The following is a 14,973-nucleotide window of genomic DNA, read 5'->3' as shown; positions in this document are numbered from 1 at the left end:
TATGGCATTGCATTTTTATTGTAGGGCGCGCGCTATGGCCCGCCCGTTGAGGCTCAACCTAGTCGCCGCAGGCGGGTCGGTCAAGGGCGATGGCCGCCAGGTATTTGCACCTCGCGGGCAATCTGTTTACGGTAAGGGCCTTGCCCGAATGGATGCCCTGATGACTACCCAGCCTGACCCCGCGCAGGACGCGCTGCCCGCCACCCCCCGCCAACGCCGCGCCCCCAAGGGAGAAAAGCGCCGTGAAGAACTGCTCGATGCCGCCTTGCAGCTGTTTTCACTGGAGGGCTATAGCGGCGCGTCCATCGCCCGAATCGCCGAACGTGTCGGTATCAGCGTGGCGGGGGTGCTGCATCATTTTCCGAGCAAGATTGCGCTGCTGATGGGCGTGCTGCAACGCCGTGACGAAGTCAATCAACGGATTGTCGATGAGGTACGTGGCGATGGCAGCCTGGATGGGTTGTTCGGCAGCTTGCGGGCAATCAATCGCTCCAACGCCGGAGCGCCGGGTGTGGTGCGGGCGTTCAGTATTCTCAATGCCGAGAGCCTGGTGGAGGGACACCCCGCCTGGGAGTGGTATCAGGCGCGCTATCAGGATATCTATGGCCGCTTGGGTGGGCATTTGCGAGAGTTGGTACAGCGAGGGGAGGTGCGTGAGGATGTCGATCTGGAGGCCATCACCCAGCAGATTCTGGCGATGATGGACGGGCTGCAGCTGCAATGGCTGCGGTTTCCCGAGCAGGTCGATCTGGAGCGTAGTTTCGAGGTTTATCTAGAGCAGGTCGATCAGGCGATTCGCCGGCGACCTTGATGGGGTGGCGGTGGGGTTGATGGCCTCTTCGCGGGCAGAGCCCGCTCCCACAGGTGCAAATCTGTGGGAGCAAGGCTTGCCCGCGAAGGGGCCGGCAAAGCAACGACGACTCCTGCGGCGTACACCGCAGGAGCCTTCACCTCTTAGTAGTCAGTCGAACCGTAGTTATCTTCGCTGGTACCGGTATCGTCGCTGGTTTCCTGATCATCCACACCGCCAGTCTTCACCGCAGTCACAGTGACTTTGGTGGAGTTCAGCGCCGAACGTGGCAGCGGGTTGCTGGTAGTAGTCGACAGCTCCTGACGGAACTGATTGACCACCTTGCCTTGCAGACGAATGTCCTGCGAGGACGCACCTAGCGAGATATTGAAGGTATCAGCGTCGATCACCCACTGCTTGCTGTCTACGTCGAAGTAGGCCAGCGAGCGATCGTTGAGCTCGATGGTCACGTGGCGAGTCTCGCCCGGCTGCAGGTAGACCTTCTTGTAGCCCTTGAGCTCTTTGAGCGCGCGTGCAACTTTCGGGTGCGCCTGGCCGACATACAACTCGGCGACTTCGGAGCCAGCGACCTTGCCGGTGTTGGTCAGGTCGAACGACACCTTGATCGGCGTATTGCCCACGGCAACGCCCGGGGTCACGCTGATGTTGTTGTAGCCGAAAGTGGTGTACGACAGGCCGTAACCGAATGGGAAGAGCGGCTTGGTGCCTTTCTTCTCGTAGCCGCGGTAGCCGAGGAACAGGTCGTCCTTGTAGCTGGTTTCCTTGAGCGACAGGTTGTTGTCGTATTTCGGGAAGTCGGCGTACAGCGGGTTGTCTTCGATGTTGCGTTCGATACTGATCGGCAGCTTGGCCGACGGGTTGACCTTGCCGAAGAGGATCTCGGCCAAGGCCTGACCGCCGTTCTGGCCAGGGTAGAACGCATGCAGCGCAGCCGGGACCTGATCGATCCAGTCCGCCATCTTCAGGCCAGTACCGCCGTGGACAGTCACCACGGTGTTCTTGTTGACCTTGGCGATGCTCTGGATCAGCTCGCTCTGGTATTCCGGCAGGTCGAAGCCGTGGTCGAAACCTTCACCTTCGTATTCGTTGCTGTTACCGACCGCGACAACCACTGCGTCGTACTTGGACAGGTCTTGCGGCGCTGCCAGCGAAGCCCACGACAACTGCACGCCCACCAGGCCGCCCATGGTCGAGATGTAGCCATCGCGACGCGAGTACTCAAGCTTGATGTCGTATGCCTTGCCGGCTTCCAGATGCACTTTGCCGAACGACGGGATGGTCGGCGGGATGCTGTTGGTAGGCAGATGCTCGCCGTCACCGTTGTTGATGATTTCCTTGCCATTGACCCACAGGCGCACGGCGCCGTCGGCACGTACCTTGAATACCTGATCGCCACTGGTGGTCGGGGTCACGGTACCGGTGTAGCGGATCGAGGTATTGGCGGTGTCACCGTTGACGGGCAGCGTATCGGTGGACCAGTCCAGATCGACGTGGTCGCTGATCTGCGTAGCGGCGGCATCGCCCGACCAGTTGGCGTTGGTGAAGTACTCGGTCTTCAGGCCGGCAACTTTGTTGCCTTTGCTGTCTTTGGACGACCACACCGAAGCGCTCGGGTCCAACGACAGGCCATCGATGAATTCGACCTTGGCATTCGGCGCGATCTGGGTCAGGCCGCTCAGCTCGCTGATGTAGTGGCTGGCCATGACGTTGGCGCTGCCGAAACCGGTTGGCGGCGAGTACTTGGCCAGGTTGCCGACCACGGCAATGGTCTTGACCTTGGACTTGTCCAGCGGCAGCACGTTGTCCTGGTTCTTGAGCAGCACGATGCCTTCGCGGGCCACGTTCAGGGCGACCTTGTTGCTGGTGGCGCTGTTCATGTTGTGGGTGGTCAGCGGCGCGAACTTGTCGAACTGGTACAGGTAGATCGCGCGCAGGATGCGGCGCACCTTGTCGTCGATGGTCGCGGCTTTCAGCTCGCCGCTGTCCAGGTACGGCTTGAGGATGGTGCTGTTGAACTGATAGCCCATCATGTCCAGGTCGGTGCCGGCCTGGGCAGCGGGAAGGCCATCGACTACCGCGTTGTAGTCACTCTGGATGAAGCCTTTGTAGCCCCATTCCTTCTTCAGGATCTGGGCGATCAGGTGCGAGTTTTCACAGGCGTATTCGCCGTTCACCTTCTGGAACGAACACATCATCATCGCCACCAGGCCGTTCTTGGAGGCAGACTCGAAGCTCGGCAGGGTCATCTCGCGCAGTACGCGCTCGGGGATGGTTTCGTTGAGGATGAAACGGTTGGTTTCCTGATCGTTGGCAGCGAAGTGCTTGGCTTCGGCCCACACGCGGCGGGACTGGATACCGTTGATCGCGGCAGTGCCCATGCTGGCACCAATGAACGGATCTTCACCGGACAGGTATTCGAATGCGCGACCACCGTACGGGGTGCGGTACAGGTTCATGCCGGGGCCGGTGATGAACTGATAGCCGCCAGATGCGGTGTCGTAGCCCAGTGCGCGACCGAAATCGATGGCGCGACGCGGGTTCCAGGTGGCGGCGAGGTTCGGGCCGGACGGATAGACCACGCCCTGCGCGTTGCCTTCGCTTGTGTAGCGCACGCCAGCACCGCCATCGGCACCGTGGATCTGCGGTACGCCGTAAGCGCTCAACGGTTTGACGTCCCAGCCGCCAGTACCGCCGATATAGGCCAGCTTCTCTTCCATGCTCATCTTCGCCACGGTCGCGGCGGCGGCTTTGTCGGCACGTTGCTCTTTGGCTTCAAGCTGCGTCTGCGCCGTGGTGTCGGCGGCATGCACTTGCGCGATTGCCAAGCCCAGTAGTGCCAGTGCCGATTTAGCGCCAAGAAGTGTTCGGTTACGCATCTTTGATTACTCCAACTGCCGATCTTGCCCCGCGCTCTTATGTCGCAGGCAACTAGCGCGACGCCTTGCTGGCGGCAAGTCTTGGCCCCTCCCGTCATAATTGGGCAAGGAACAAACAGGCAGCAGCAGGCATGGCTATCGCCGTGCGATGAAGCGGGGAATTGTTTAATTTAAAAGCAAAAATACTGGCAACTTGCCTTCAAGTTAGAGTCAGTGCTTCCGCTTTCCCTTAAATTAAGACGATGTTTTTCAATTTGTGTCAACACGAAAAACACAAAGAATAAAAATGTAATTTTTTTATGTCAGGATGTGAACCTACCCTAAACCTACAGGTCTGTTGGTTTAGTAAAATCGCCGTCACCCCTGATTTTACTGGCTTTGGCGGTCTTTTTTTGCGGTGATGGCTAATTGATTGCATTTTTGGCAATACTGACTTGCCATAACTTTGATTGGAGTTGATTTATATGAAGTGGCCACTTATTGCAGGTTCGGCAGTGTTGTCGATGGTTGTTGCAGGTATGGCATTGGCTGATGATTCCGCCAACTCGACCAGTGCTTCGGGTACGGCAGATTCTACCGTCATGACCCAGACCCACGATGCCAAGGCAGAAAAGAAGCAAGCGCAGAAGACGATCAAGGGTGGCCGTCCGGCCGGCGCCTCAGCTGCTACCACTAAATAACTGGTAAGATTCATCGGGGCGTCTGCAAAGGCGCCCTTTTTATTTAATTCCTGAAGTTCATCCCATGCCCTTGTCCCCCATCGATGCCGTGCACGCACAGCTGCCTGCCGACGCGCAGATCTGCGAGTGGCTGCTCGCCCATGGTGGGCTGAAGGCGGTGGATCTGGAGCGCGCGCGGCGTCTGGAGCAGGACTCGGCCAGTAATGAACTGCTCGGCCTGCTGACGCGCCTGGGGCTGGTCTCGGAAATGTCCCTGGCCGAGGCCTGGGCCGCCTGCCTGCCCGCCCCCTTGCTGCTGGCCGCCGATGCGCCGCCCATGCTCGAAGCGGTGCCGGCCTTGAGCGAACGTTTTTTGCGTCATCACCGCGTGGTGCCCTTGGGCGCGGAACGTGATGGCCTGCATGTATTGGTGGCCAACCCGGCCAATCGCTACGCCATCGAGGCAGTTGCCTATGCCTGCCAGCTGCCGGTGTACCTCTCGGTGGGCGCGGCCAATGAAGTGGAAGCCCTGATCGAGCGCTACTTCGGCCAAGGTCGGTCGGCCATGGGCTCGCTGATCGAGACCCTGGACGAGGAGGGGGGCGCTAAAGAGGACATCGAGCACCTCAAGGACCTCGCCTCCGAGGCACCGGTGATTCGCCTGGTCAACCTGATTCTCCAGCGTGCGGTGGAGCAGCGCGCCTCCGATATTCACGTCGAGCCCTTCGAAAGCCAGTTAAAGGTGCGCTACCGCATTGACGGCGTGCTGCACGAAGCCGAAGCGCCGCCGTCGAGCTCGGCGGCGGCGGTCATTTCGCGCTTGAAGATCATGGCCCGGCTCGACATCGCCGAGCGGCGTTTGCCTCAGGATGGTCGCATCATGCTGCGCATCCAGGGCAAGTCCCTCGACCTGCGGGTGTCGACGGTGCCCACCAGTTTTGGCGAGTCGGTGGTGATGCGTTTACTTGATCGGCAAACGGTCAGCTTCGATTTCCAGAGCCTGGGCATGGACGGCGAGCGCCTCGAAGGCTTCCTCGAGGTGCTGCGCAACCCCCACGGCATCCTGTTGGTGACCGGGCCCACCGGCTCGGGCAAGACCACCACGCTGTATACCGCGCTGTCGCAGCTCAATACCGCCGAGCGCAAGATCATCACCGTCGAAGACCCGGTGGAATATCAGCTCGAGGGCATCAACCAGATTCAGGTCAAACCCTCCATCGGCCTGGATTTCGCCGGGGCACTGCGCTCTATCGTGCGTCAGGACCCTGACGTGATCATGATCGGCGAGATGCGCGATCTCGAGACCTGCCGCATCGCCATTCAGTCGTCACTGACCGGCCACCTGGTGCTCTCCACCCTGCACACCAACAGCGCCGCAGCGAGTATCACGCGGCTGCTGGACATGGGCGTGGAAAGCTACCTGATTGCCTCGACGGTCAAGGGCATCCTCGCTCAGCGCCTGGTGCGACGCCTCGATCCCGAGACGCGTATCGCCTTCGAGGCGCCGCCGGAACTGGTCGCCGCCCACGGCCTCGATCGTTTCACCGAGCAGCGCCCGATCATTCTTTATCGGCCCGATACCGAGGCGATCGGCGGCGGTTATCACGGCCGTAGCGCCATCACCGAATTGCTGGTAATGAGCGAAGAACTGCGCGGCCTGCTGATGCGCCAGGCCGACGCCGCGACCCTCGAACAGGCCGCCCGCCGCGGCGGCTTGCGGACCTTGTACGAAGAGGGCCTGCGTCAGGCGGTGGCCGGAATCACTTCGCTCGAAGAGGTGCTGCGCGTGACGCGCGGCGACTGATATGGCCGACTTCAATTACCACGCCGTCGACAGCGAAGGCGCCAGCCAGCGCGGGGCGATCAGCGCCGCCGATCAGCCGGCCGCCGTAGCGCTCCTGCAAAAACGCGGGTTGATGGTCTTGAGTATTCAGGCCAGCGCTGGCGCCAGTGCGCTGGGGCGTCGGCGCAGTGCGCTGAGTGGCGCGGCGCTGGTGAGTTTCACCCAGCAGTTGGCAACCCTTTTGGGCGCCGGCCAGCCGCTGGAAAAATCCCTCGGCATCTTGCTCAAGCAGAGCAACGAGCCCAAGCGCCGTGCCCTGCTGGAGCGCATACGCGAGCAGGTCAAGGCGGGCAAGCCGCTGTCCCAGGCGCTGGAAGAAGAGGGCGGGCAGTTCTCGACGCTCTATATCAGTATGCTGCGCGCCGGTGAAGCCGGTGGTTCGCTGGAAAGCACCCTGCGCCAGCTCTCCGAGTATCTGGAGCGCAGCGAGACCTTGCGCGGTGAAGTCATCAATGCGCTGATCTATCCGATCTTTCTGGTGGTCGGCGTGCTCGGCTCGCTGGCCCTGCTGCTGGCCTATGTGGTGCCGCAGTTCGTGCCGATCTTTCGCGATCTGGGGGTGCCGATTCCGTTGATCACCGAGGTCATCCTGCGAGTCGGTCAGGTGCTCAGCGATGACGGGCTGTTGATACTCGCCGGGCTGATCGTGCTGGTCTGGGGCATCGCCTGGCGCCGTCGCGATCCGGCCCGGCGGCTGCGCTTCGATCGTCGGCTGTTGTCGGTTCGCGTCATTGGTCCGCTGCTGCAGCGCATTGAAGCGGCGCGGCTCGCCCGCACGCTGGGCACCTTGTTGAGCAACGGGGTGGCCTTGTTGCAGGCGCTGCTGATCGTGCGCCAGGTCTGTGGCAATCGTGCCATCGTCCAGCAGGTCGAGCAGGCCGGCGAGTGGGTCAAGGGGGGCGGTACGTTGGCCAGTGCGTTTGGCGAGCAACCGCTGCTGCCCGAACTGGCCGTGCAAATGATCGAGGTCGGCGAACAGGCCGGCAATCTCGACGCGATGCTGCTCAAGGTCGCGGATGTGTTCGATGTAGAAGCCAAACGCGGTATCGACCGGATGCTCGCCGCGCTGGTACCGACCCTGACCGTGGTCATGGCGGTGATGGTGGCGGTGATCATGCTCGCCATCATGCTGCCGCTGATGAGCCTTACCAGTAATATCTGAGGAATCGATTCGATGAAAACCATGAAGTCCAGCCGTCGCCAAGGCGGCTTTACGCTGCTGGAAATGCTCGCAGTGATCGTGCTGCTGGGCATCGTCGCTACCATTGTGGTGCGTCAGGTGGGCGGCAATGTCGACAAGGGCAAGTACGGCGCGGGCAAGGCGCAGTTGGCCAGTTTGAGCATGAAGGTCGAGAGCTACGCGTTGGACGTGGGCGCGCCGCCGGCCAACCTGCAGCAACTGCTGACCAAGCCAGCCAACGCCAGCGGCTGGATGGGCCCGTATGCCAAGCCGTCGGACCTCAAGGACCCGTTCGGTCACGCGTTTGGCTATCGCTTTCCGGGTGAGCATGGCAGCTATGACTTGATCTTCTACGGTCAGGATGGCGTCGCAGGCGGGGATGGCTACAAGGCCGACCTGGGTAACTGGCAGTAATGACGATGCACCGGGCCCGCGGCTTCACCTTGTTCGAAATGCTCGTGGTGATCGTGCTCATCGGCGTGACCGTGGGCATTCTTTCCTTTGGGGTGGGCAAGGGGCTGCATGCCGCCGCCGAACGCCGCGCCATCGCTCAGGTGGTGCAGGCGCTGCGTGCGGCGCGGGTGCAGGCGATCGTCAGCGGACAGCCGGCGCAGACGCGGTTTGACTTGGCGCAGCGGCGTTTCGCGGCGCCCGGGCAGGCGGCGCAGTCGCTGCCGGCGGATATGAACATTCAGTTGCAGACCGCTCAGGAGCTGGGGGCTGCGTTCGAGTTCTATCCGGACGGCGGGGCCAGTGGTGGGCACGTATTGCTCAGCGAAGGCGACAAGCGTTGGCGTATCGATATTGGTTGGCTGACGGGCAGCGTGGCTGTGCGGGATGTGCCGTGATTGCCCTGCGCACCTTTATTGATCCGGACTTTGTGTACGACTTGGTGGCCTCTTCGCGGGCAAGCCTGGCTCCCACAGTGCGAGCAGGGCTCGAGCGTACACCCGTGAGAGCAAGGCTTGCCCGCGAAGAGGCCCGCAGCGGCAATACACATCGAACCCTATTCACACAGCGCGGCTTCACCCTTTTGGAAATGCTGGCGGCCCTCACCGTATTGGCCCTGTGCTGCGCCGTACTGTTGACCGCCTTCGGGCAAAGCGCCAAGTCCTTGCAGCAGGTGCAGCGCAGCGACCGTTTGAGCCTGGCCGCCCGTTCGTTGATGGATGAATTCAGCAACGGCCCACTGCATGCCGGGCGCAGCGAGGGCTCCTGGGATGGCGCGTTGCGCTGGCAGCTGGACGTCAGCCAGCAGCCCAGCACTACCGCGCAAATTGCGCTGTATCGCCTCGACCTCAACCTTGACGAAGACCGCCGCCACGCGCGCTTCAGCACCTTGCAAGCCCGCGCGGCCAGCAGTGGGGCCGCGCCGTGAAACACCGCAGCGAACTTCGACCATCGGCATGCCCGCGTGCCCAGTGGATACACCCCCCCGTGCGCCTCGGCAGTTCAAGGCAGCATCCCGCGATGCGCCGCAGCGCCGGCTTCACCCTGCTCGAAATTCTCATCGTGATCAGCCTGCTCGGGGTGATGCTGACGCTGATCGGCGGCGCGATCGTCGGTGCCAATCGCGCGGTGGCCAAGGCCGATCGCTACAGCACGCGGCTGGATGAAGTCCGTGCCAGCCAAGGGTTTTTACGTCGCTCGATCAGCCAGGCGCTACCATTGGCCGCGGGTTCGCCGGACGCGCAAGCACCGCAGATATTCCAGGGCTCGGCGCAGAGCATGAGGTTTTATGCGCCGCTGCCGAGCCATATGGGGGGCGGCCTGTATCAGCATCAATTCAGTTGGCAGAACCATCGCTTGGTGGTTGATCTGGCACAGCTCGACGGGCAGACGCTCCACGCATTCGGCGAGCCGCAGGTCTTGCTGCATGACGTCAAGGCGCTGCACCTGAGCTACCGCGGCACTACGCCGACGGGGCAACCGAGCGGCTGGCTGGAGCAATGGCCATGGCCGGCCCGCCTGCCGCAGGCGGTGCGTATCGACGCCACCCTCGGCGGCCCGGTGCCGTGGACCTTGCAGAGCGTCGCACTGAAGCTGGACTTGTCGGCACAGGCGGGTGGGCAGTGATGTCTGTGCATATCCTTACCGGCCCCTTCGCGGGCGAGCCTTGCTCCCACAGTGCCGGCTGCACCGCAGTCGCCTCCCTGTGGGAGCAAGGCTTGCCCGCGAAGAGGCCCGCGCTGCTGAAGCCGTTCCAACCTTGGCCACACAACGCCCACCGCCAGCGCGGCATAGCGCTATTGGTCGTGCTCTGGGTTCTGGCTTTGCTCAGCGTCCTGCTCGCTGGCCTGGCCGGTTGGGTGCGTCTCGAAACCCGCCAGGCGCTCTGGCAACATCAGCACACCCAAGCGCTGTTCGCCGCCGAGGCCGGGGTAGGCGTCGCCGTGGCCGCCTTGCTCGATCACGATCCGCGCCGCCAATGGCTCGCCGACGGCCAACCCCACGGTTTGAACTTCGACGGCAGTGCCCTGCAAATCAGCGTGTTCAGCGAGCGCGGCAAGCTGGATCTGAACGCGGGCGCCGCTGCGGATTTCGGCCGTCTGCTCAAGGCTGTCGGCGCTCCGAACCCCCTCGCCGATGACCTTGAACGCGCCCTTGAGCAGCGCCGCGGCGCTGGCCAGGCACCGCTGCGCCTGCTCGAAGAAGCCCGCGAACTGCCCGGCATGACCGAGGCGCTCTACGGCGCATTACTCCCCGACATCACCCTGTGGAGCGGCCTTGACAGCCCCGACGCCGCCTTCGCCAGCCCGCAGCTCAAGCGCGCCCTGGGCTTGGCCAAAGGCATCCCGCTGGTCGGCGATCAAGGCCCGATTCTCACGCTATATAGCCAGGCACGCCTGCCCGACGGTTTCACCACGACGCTGGGCGTGACCCTGTTACTTAATGCATCGAAGGAGGGGACGCGGCCTTACCGGGTCCTGCGTTGGCAAGAATGAACCCATTGAATTCCACCGCCCTGGCACCGCTTCGAGCCCAGGTCGAACGCCTGCTCGGCCATTGGCGCGGCAGCCCGGCGCAGCGCTATTGGCGCTTGTGGCTGAGCGAGCTGCACGGCGTGCTGCCGGCGCGTTGGCGTGCGCGTATGGGCAGCGGGCCACAGATCCGCACGCTCGACTGGCCGCTGAGCCTAGGCGATGCGGCGCTTGTGGGAGCTCCTACAAGGGAAGGCGTTTCGTCCACTCTGTCCGGTGCCCGGCATATTTTGCTGCTGCCCGCCAGCACCGTGCTGATCCAACACCTCAGTGTCCCCGTCATCGCCACCCGCAACCTGCGCGACGTCCTCGGTTTCGAGCTGGACAAACACACCCCCTTCAACGCCACTCAACTGTATTTCGACGCCAAGGTCGTCAGCCGTGACAAGCATCAGGCTAAAGTCGTGCTGGTCGCGATCCTGCGCGAGCGCCTGCAAGCCATCCTCGATGAATGCCAGCAACAGGGCCTCGTTCTGCAAGCCGTAGATGTCCGCGATGCCCACGGCACGCCGCTCGGCATCGATCTGCTGCCCGCCCACGCCCGGCCGAAACAGCGTGCCGGCAACCGCATCGATCGCTGGTTGCTGGCGATCAGCGCCACGCTGCTGCTGGGCTGCATGCTGCTATGGCTCGACGCCCGGCAAACACTATTGGACGACATGCAAAACAGCGTCGCCGAGCAGCGCCAGCAGGTCGCGCAACTGCAGCGACTGCGCAGCGAACTGCTCAATACCCGCGGCGCCGCGCGCTACCTGGCGCAACGCAAACTGGCACAGCCAGCGCTGACCCAGGTGCTCGCCGACCTCACCGACTGCCTGGGCGCCGACACCTGGCTCGAGCAGCTCGAGGTCAGCGACAGCGGCGACGTCACGCTGTCGGGCCAGAGCGCCAGTGCCAGTGATCTGATCAACCGCGTCAAGGGCTGCCACAGCCTGGTCGACGCGCAGTTCCAAGGCATCATTCAACCCGACGCCGACACTGGCAAGGATCACTTTTCGCTGCGTGCCCATCTGCGCAAGGAGGCCGCCGATGCGCCGTCCGCTTAACGCCCGCGAGCGCCGCGGCGCTGCGGTCATCGTCCTCGCCCTGCTGCTATGGGCAGCATGGTGGTTGCTGGTGCAAAGCTGGTTCACTGGCCCGTTGAGCGATATCGACGACCAGTTGCAGGACCTGCGCGAACAGCAACAACGCTACGCCGGCCAGCTGGCGCAAAAAACCTTGCTGCAGCAGCAGCTCGAACAGGCGCGCCGCGATCCTGCCAGCCGCAGCAGCCTGCTGCCCGGTGACGATCTCAGCGCCGTGGCCGCGCAGTTGATGCAGCACAGCGTCGAATTGATCAAGGCCCACGCCGACGAAGGCCCCGGCTGCGAACTGACCCAACGCATGCCGATCACCCCGGAGCAGGACAGCGCTCAGCCCTATCGTCAGGTCAAAGTCAGCCTGACCCTGGACTGCGCCGCCGAACCCCTCGGGCATCTTTTACATGACATCGAATACAGCCAGCCGGCGCTGTTCGTCGACAGCCTGAGCATTCGTCGCAACAGCACCGCGCCAGCCACGGGTGGCCCCGGTCGCCTGCGTGTGCATCTGCTGGTGAGCGGCTATCTGCAGCCGGCAGCGGCAAAGGAGGTCGCCCGATGAAAACGCTGCCCTTCAATCCGCTGTTGCTGATCCCCTGTGTGTTGCTCTCGGTGCTGTTGGCCATGCTGCTCACCGGCAGCGGGCAAGACCCTCAATGGCTGGCGCCCACCGACGCGCCGCCGATGAGCAACGCCAACGCTCGTCCGCTGGCCATGCCGGAGCTGGCTGAGCAACGCCTCGCGCTCATCTGGCAGCAGCCACTGTTCAGCCCTTCGCGCCAAGGTGATCCGGCGGGCGAGCGCGCCGCCGACACCGGGCTCGCGGGCCTGAGCCTCAGCGGTGTGGTGCTCGACGGCGCCGCCCAATGGGCACTGCTGCGCGAAGGCTCGCGCAGCCTCAAATTGAAAGTCGGCGCCAGCCTCGACAACGGTTGGCAGCTGCAAGCGCTGACCCCGCGCCAGGCGACCTTCGTTCACCAAGGTCAGACCCGTCAGCTGAGCCTGCCGACCTTGCGCCTGCCGCCGCCCGATGCCGCATCGGGCCCCAAGCTTCCCGCCCCATCAGTCGTGCACACGGATGCGCCTCAAGAGGCCGAGCCTCCAGTGACCGCACCATGAACATCATCCCCTCAGGAGTCAGTAACATAGCCACCTTGCGCACCCCCCTGCTTTGCCTGGCCGCCGCCGTCGCCCTTGCCGGTTGCGCGATGCCTTCGACCCGCACCGAGAACGATCCGGCGCTGATGCACGAGGCCCTGCGCGGCACCGGCGACCAGCGCTCGGCAGTGGACGACACACCGCTGGCCACGCCGGTCAACGACGCCGCCACACCGGCCGCGAGTCGCGCACGCCAGCAGATCATCCGCGGCAACCAGAGCTTCGTGCACACCGCGCCGAGTCGCGCCACGGCGCTGCCGGCCAGCACGCCAGGCCAGGGAGGGCAGGCGTCCGGCGACATCATGTTCAACTTCACCAACCAGCCGATCGAAGCGGTGATCAACAGCGTCATGGGCGACCTGATGCACGAGAACTACAGCATCGCCCAGGGTGTGACCGGCGACGTCAGCTTCTCCACCTCGCAGCCGGTCAACAAGACCGAGGCGCTGTCGATCCTCGAGACCCTGCTGTCCTGGACCAACAACGCCATGATTCGTCAGGGCAACCGCTACGTGATCCTGCCGGCCAACCAGGCGGTGAGTGGCAAACTCACGCCGACGCTGGCCTCCGCGCGGCCGGCCAATGGCCTATCGGCGCGCTTGTTCAGCCTGCGCTACATCTCCGCCACCGAGATGCAGAAACTGCTCAAGCCCTTCGCCCGCGAGAACGCCTTCCTGCTGGTGGACCCTGCCCGCAACGTGCTCAGCCTGGCCGGTACGCCCGAAGAGCTGGCCAACTACCAGGACACCATCAATACCTTCGATGTCGACTGGCTCAAGGGCATGTCCATCGGCGTGTACGGCCTGCAGCGCGCCACCGTCGGCGAATTGATGCCGCAACTGCAAAAAATGTTCGGCCCCGACAGCGGCATGCCGCTGGCCGGCATGGTGCACTTCTTGCCGATCGAGCGGACCAACTCGGTGGTCGCCATCTCGTCGCAACCGCAGTACCTGAGCGAAGTCGGCGACTGGATTCACACCATTGACGAGGGCGGTGGCAACGAGCCGCAGCTGTACGTCTACGACGTGCGCAACATGAAGGCCACGGACCTGGCCAAGTACCTGCGCCAGATCTACGGCAACGGCGAGATCAAGGACGACAGCGCCGCCAAGGTTGCGCCGGGTGTGCGCACCACCAGCCTGTCCTCGCTGAACAGCAACAACAGCTCGGGCACCAGCGGTGGCCTGAGCAGCGGCGGCCTCAATGGCAGCAGTGGCCAGGGCCTCAACAGCAGCAACGGCAACAGCATGCAAAGCGTCGGCAGCGAGCAGAGCAGCGACGACGACAGCGATCAGGACGGCACCGCCAGCAGCGATGGCAGCGATGGCAGCAGCAGTGATTCGGCCGGCAGCCAAGGCACCGCAAAAAGCCTCGACCAAAGCACCCGCATCACCGCGCAAAAGAGCAGCAACCAACTGTTGATTCGCACCCGCCCGGCACAGTGGACGGAGATCGAAGGCGCCATCAAGCGCCTCGACAATCCGCCCATGCAGGTGCAGATCGAAACGCGCATCCTCGAGGTCAACCTCACCGGTGAACTGGACATGGGCGTGCAGTGGTACCTCGGGCGCCTGGCCGGTAACTCTTCCAGCACCACGGTATCCAATACCTCGGGCAGCCAAGGCGCGCTGGGCAGTGGCGGCGCAGCGTTAGCCAGCACCGATTCGCTGTTCTACTCGTTCGTCAGCAAGAATCTGCAAGTGGCCTTGCATGCGCTGGAGAGCAATGGCCGCACCCAGGTGCTGTCGGCGCCGTCGTTGGTGGTAATGAACAACCAGCAGGCGCAGATCCAGGTGGGCGAGAACATCCCGATCAACCAGACCTCGGTCAACACCACCACCTCGGACACGACCCTGAGCAGCGTCGAATACGTGCAGACCGGGGTGATCCTCGATGTGGTGCCGCGCATCAACCCGGGCGGCCTGGTGTACATGGACATCAAGCAGCAGGTCAGCAACGCCGACTACAGTAACGTCACCACCACCAACAGCAACCCGGCCATTTCCGCACGTTCGGTGGCGACTCAGGTGGCGGTGCAGAGTGGTCAGACGGTGTTGTTGGGGGGCTTGATCAAGCAGGACAACAGCGACACCAGCACAGCGGTGCCGTATCTGGGGCGCATTCCGGGGCTCAAGTGGTTGTTTGGCAGCACCACCAAGTCGAAGGCGCGTACCGAGTTGATCGTGCTGATCACGCCGCGCGTGGTGACGGGGAACAGCCAGGCGCAGCAGGTGACCGACGATTACCGGCAGCAGATGCAGTTGCTCAAGCCTTGATGGGGTGAATCAGGGCTGGCCCGTTCGCCGCCGAACGCGCAAGCCCGCTTCCACAGGTGTACGACGCTGGGACTGTCGACACTGTGGGAGCCAGGGTGCGTGTTCGGCGG

14 protein-coding genes are annotated in these 14,973 nt (G+C 63.3%); 13 read left to right on the top strand and 1 reads right to left on the bottom strand.

Annotated elements, in window-relative coordinates:
- The first annotated feature begins 160 nt into the window (after window positions 1–160).
- Window positions 161–811, top strand: a complete 651-nt coding sequence (locus LIX93_RS20490) for a TetR/AcrR family transcriptional regulator (RefSeq protein WP_226505886.1) — start codon at window positions 161–163, stop codon at window positions 809–811.
- Between the two features lie 143 nt (window positions 812–954).
- Here LIX93_RS20490 and LIX93_RS20485 read toward each other — a convergent pair whose 3' ends face one another.
- The gene (locus tag LIX93_RS20485; RefSeq protein ID WP_226505885.1) at window positions 955–3,687 is read right to left on the bottom strand and encodes a glycoside hydrolase family 3 C-terminal domain-containing protein; all 2,733 of its coding nucleotides are present in this window, start codon (window positions 3,685–3,687) and stop codon (window positions 955–957) included.
- 464 nt (window positions 3,688–4,151) lie between these two features.
- Here LIX93_RS20485 and LIX93_RS20480 point away from each other — a divergent pair, with 464 nt between their 5' ends.
- The 12 genes from LIX93_RS20480 (at window position 4,152) to gspD (ending at window position 14,863) form a co-directional block, all read left to right on the top strand.
- Window positions 4,152–4,367, top strand: a complete 216-nt coding sequence (locus tag LIX93_RS20480) for a hypothetical protein (RefSeq protein WP_226505884.1) — start codon at window positions 4,152–4,154, stop codon at window positions 4,365–4,367.
- Between the two features lie 64 nt (window positions 4,368–4,431).
- Window positions 4,432–6,150 carry a type II secretion system ATPase GspE gene (gspE, locus tag LIX93_RS20475; protein WP_226505883.1) on the top strand — a complete coding sequence of 573 codons (1,719 nt, stop codon included), beginning with the start codon at window positions 4,432–4,434 and terminating at the stop codon, window positions 6,148–6,150.
- Window position 6,151: 1 nt separating this feature from the next.
- Window positions 6,152–7,351, top strand: coding sequence for a type II secretion system inner membrane protein GspF (gene gspF, locus LIX93_RS20470; RefSeq protein ID WP_226505882.1), 1,200 nt, complete (start codon window positions 6,152–6,154; stop codon window positions 7,349–7,351).
- Window positions 7,352–7,372: 21 nt separating this feature from the next.
- Window positions 7,373–7,783, top strand: a complete 411-nt coding sequence (gene gspG / locus LIX93_RS20465) for a type II secretion system major pseudopilin GspG (RefSeq protein ID WP_226505977.1) — start codon at window positions 7,373–7,375, stop codon at window positions 7,781–7,783.
- Window positions 7,783–8,217: a GspH/FimT family pseudopilin gene (locus LIX93_RS20460; RefSeq protein ID WP_226505881.1), complete on the top strand. Its 435-nt coding sequence runs from the start codon at window positions 7,783–7,785 to the stop codon at window positions 8,215–8,217. The genes gspG and LIX93_RS20460 overlap by 1 nt, the downstream gene beginning before the upstream one ends.
- A 191-nt stretch (window positions 8,218–8,408) precedes the next feature.
- Window positions 8,409–8,747, top strand: coding sequence for a general secretion pathway protein GspI (locus tag LIX93_RS20455; RefSeq protein ID WP_260524856.1), 339 nt, complete (start codon window positions 8,409–8,411; stop codon window positions 8,745–8,747).
- 92 nt (window positions 8,748–8,839) lie between these two features.
- Complete coding sequence (locus LIX93_RS20450) at window positions 8,840–9,445, top strand: prepilin-type N-terminal cleavage/methylation domain-containing protein (RefSeq protein WP_226505879.1); 606 nt, start codon at window positions 8,840–8,842, stop codon at window positions 9,443–9,445.
- Window positions 9,445–10,314, top strand: coding sequence for a type II secretion system protein GspK (locus tag LIX93_RS20445; RefSeq protein WP_226505878.1), 870 nt, complete (start codon window positions 9,445–9,447; stop codon window positions 10,312–10,314). The genes LIX93_RS20450 and LIX93_RS20445 overlap by 1 nt, the downstream gene beginning before the upstream one ends.
- Window positions 10,311–11,396, top strand: coding sequence for a type II secretion system protein GspL (locus tag LIX93_RS20440; RefSeq protein ID WP_226505877.1), 1,086 nt, complete (start codon window positions 10,311–10,313; stop codon window positions 11,394–11,396). Before LIX93_RS20445 ends, LIX93_RS20440 begins: the two co-directional genes overlap by 4 nt.
- Window positions 11,380–11,991, top strand: coding sequence for a type II secretion system protein GspM (gene gspM, locus LIX93_RS20435; RefSeq protein WP_226505876.1), 612 nt, complete (start codon window positions 11,380–11,382; stop codon window positions 11,989–11,991). The genes LIX93_RS20440 and gspM overlap by 17 nt, the downstream gene beginning before the upstream one ends.
- Window positions 11,988–12,548 carry a general secretion pathway protein GspN gene (locus LIX93_RS20430; protein ID WP_226505875.1) on the top strand — a complete coding sequence of 187 codons (561 nt, stop codon included), beginning with the start codon at window positions 11,988–11,990 and terminating at the stop codon, window positions 12,546–12,548. The genes gspM and LIX93_RS20430 overlap by 4 nt, the downstream gene beginning before the upstream one ends.
- A complete protein-coding gene (gspD, locus tag LIX93_RS20425; RefSeq protein WP_226505874.1) occupies window positions 12,545–14,863 on the top strand; it encodes a type II secretion system secretin GspD in 2,319 nt (772 codons plus the stop codon). The genes LIX93_RS20430 and gspD overlap by 4 nt, the downstream gene beginning before the upstream one ends.
- Window positions 14,864–14,973: the final 110 nt, after the last annotated feature.

The sequence above is a fragment of the Pseudomonas sp. MWU16-30317 genome (assembly GCF_020515695.1).
GTDB lineage: Bacteria > Pseudomonadota > Gammaproteobacteria > Pseudomonadales > Pseudomonadaceae > Aquipseudomonas.
The sequence above is the reverse complement of the archived record's forward strand: the minus strand, read 5'-3'. Positions and strand labels throughout refer to the sequence as shown.

What these genes read in the sequence shown, in the direction of transcription:
- LIX93_RS20490 (WP_226505886.1), top strand. Translation starts at nt 161, where the DNA reads ATGACTACCCAGCCTGACCCCGCGCAGGACGCGCTGCCCGCCACCCCC.
- LIX93_RS20485 (WP_226505885.1), bottom strand. Translation starts at nt 3,687, where the DNA reads ATGCGTAACCGAACACTTCTTGGCGCTAAATCGGCACTGGCACTACTG.
- LIX93_RS20480 (WP_226505884.1), top strand. Translation starts at nt 4,152, where the DNA reads ATGAAGTGGCCACTTATTGCAGGTTCGGCAGTGTTGTCGATGGTTGTT.
- gspE (WP_226505883.1), top strand. Translation starts at nt 4,432, where the DNA reads ATGCCCTTGTCCCCCATCGATGCCGTGCACGCACAGCTGCCTGCCGAC.
- gspF (WP_226505882.1), top strand. Translation starts at nt 6,152, where the DNA reads ATGGCCGACTTCAATTACCACGCCGTCGACAGCGAAGGCGCCAGCCAG.
- gspG (WP_226505977.1), top strand. Translation starts at nt 7,373, where the DNA reads ATGAAGTCCAGCCGTCGCCAAGGCGGCTTTACGCTGCTGGAAATGCTC.
- LIX93_RS20460 (WP_226505881.1), top strand. Translation starts at nt 7,783, where the DNA reads ATGACGATGCACCGGGCCCGCGGCTTCACCTTGTTCGAAATGCTCGTG.
- LIX93_RS20455 (WP_260524856.1), top strand. Translation starts at nt 8,409, where the DNA reads ATGCTGGCGGCCCTCACCGTATTGGCCCTGTGCTGCGCCGTACTGTTG.
- LIX93_RS20450 (WP_226505879.1), top strand. Translation starts at nt 8,840, where the DNA reads ATGCGCCGCAGCGCCGGCTTCACCCTGCTCGAAATTCTCATCGTGATC.
- LIX93_RS20445 (WP_226505878.1), top strand. Translation starts at nt 9,445, where the DNA reads ATGTCTGTGCATATCCTTACCGGCCCCTTCGCGGGCGAGCCTTGCTCC.
- LIX93_RS20440 (WP_226505877.1), top strand. Translation starts at nt 10,311, where the DNA reads ATGAACCCATTGAATTCCACCGCCCTGGCACCGCTTCGAGCCCAGGTC.
- gspM (WP_226505876.1), top strand. Translation starts at nt 11,380, where the DNA reads ATGCGCCGTCCGCTTAACGCCCGCGAGCGCCGCGGCGCTGCGGTCATC.
- LIX93_RS20430 (WP_226505875.1), top strand. Translation starts at nt 11,988, where the DNA reads ATGAAAACGCTGCCCTTCAATCCGCTGTTGCTGATCCCCTGTGTGTTG.
- gspD (WP_226505874.1), top strand. Translation starts at nt 12,545, where the DNA reads ATGAACATCATCCCCTCAGGAGTCAGTAACATAGCCACCTTGCGCACC.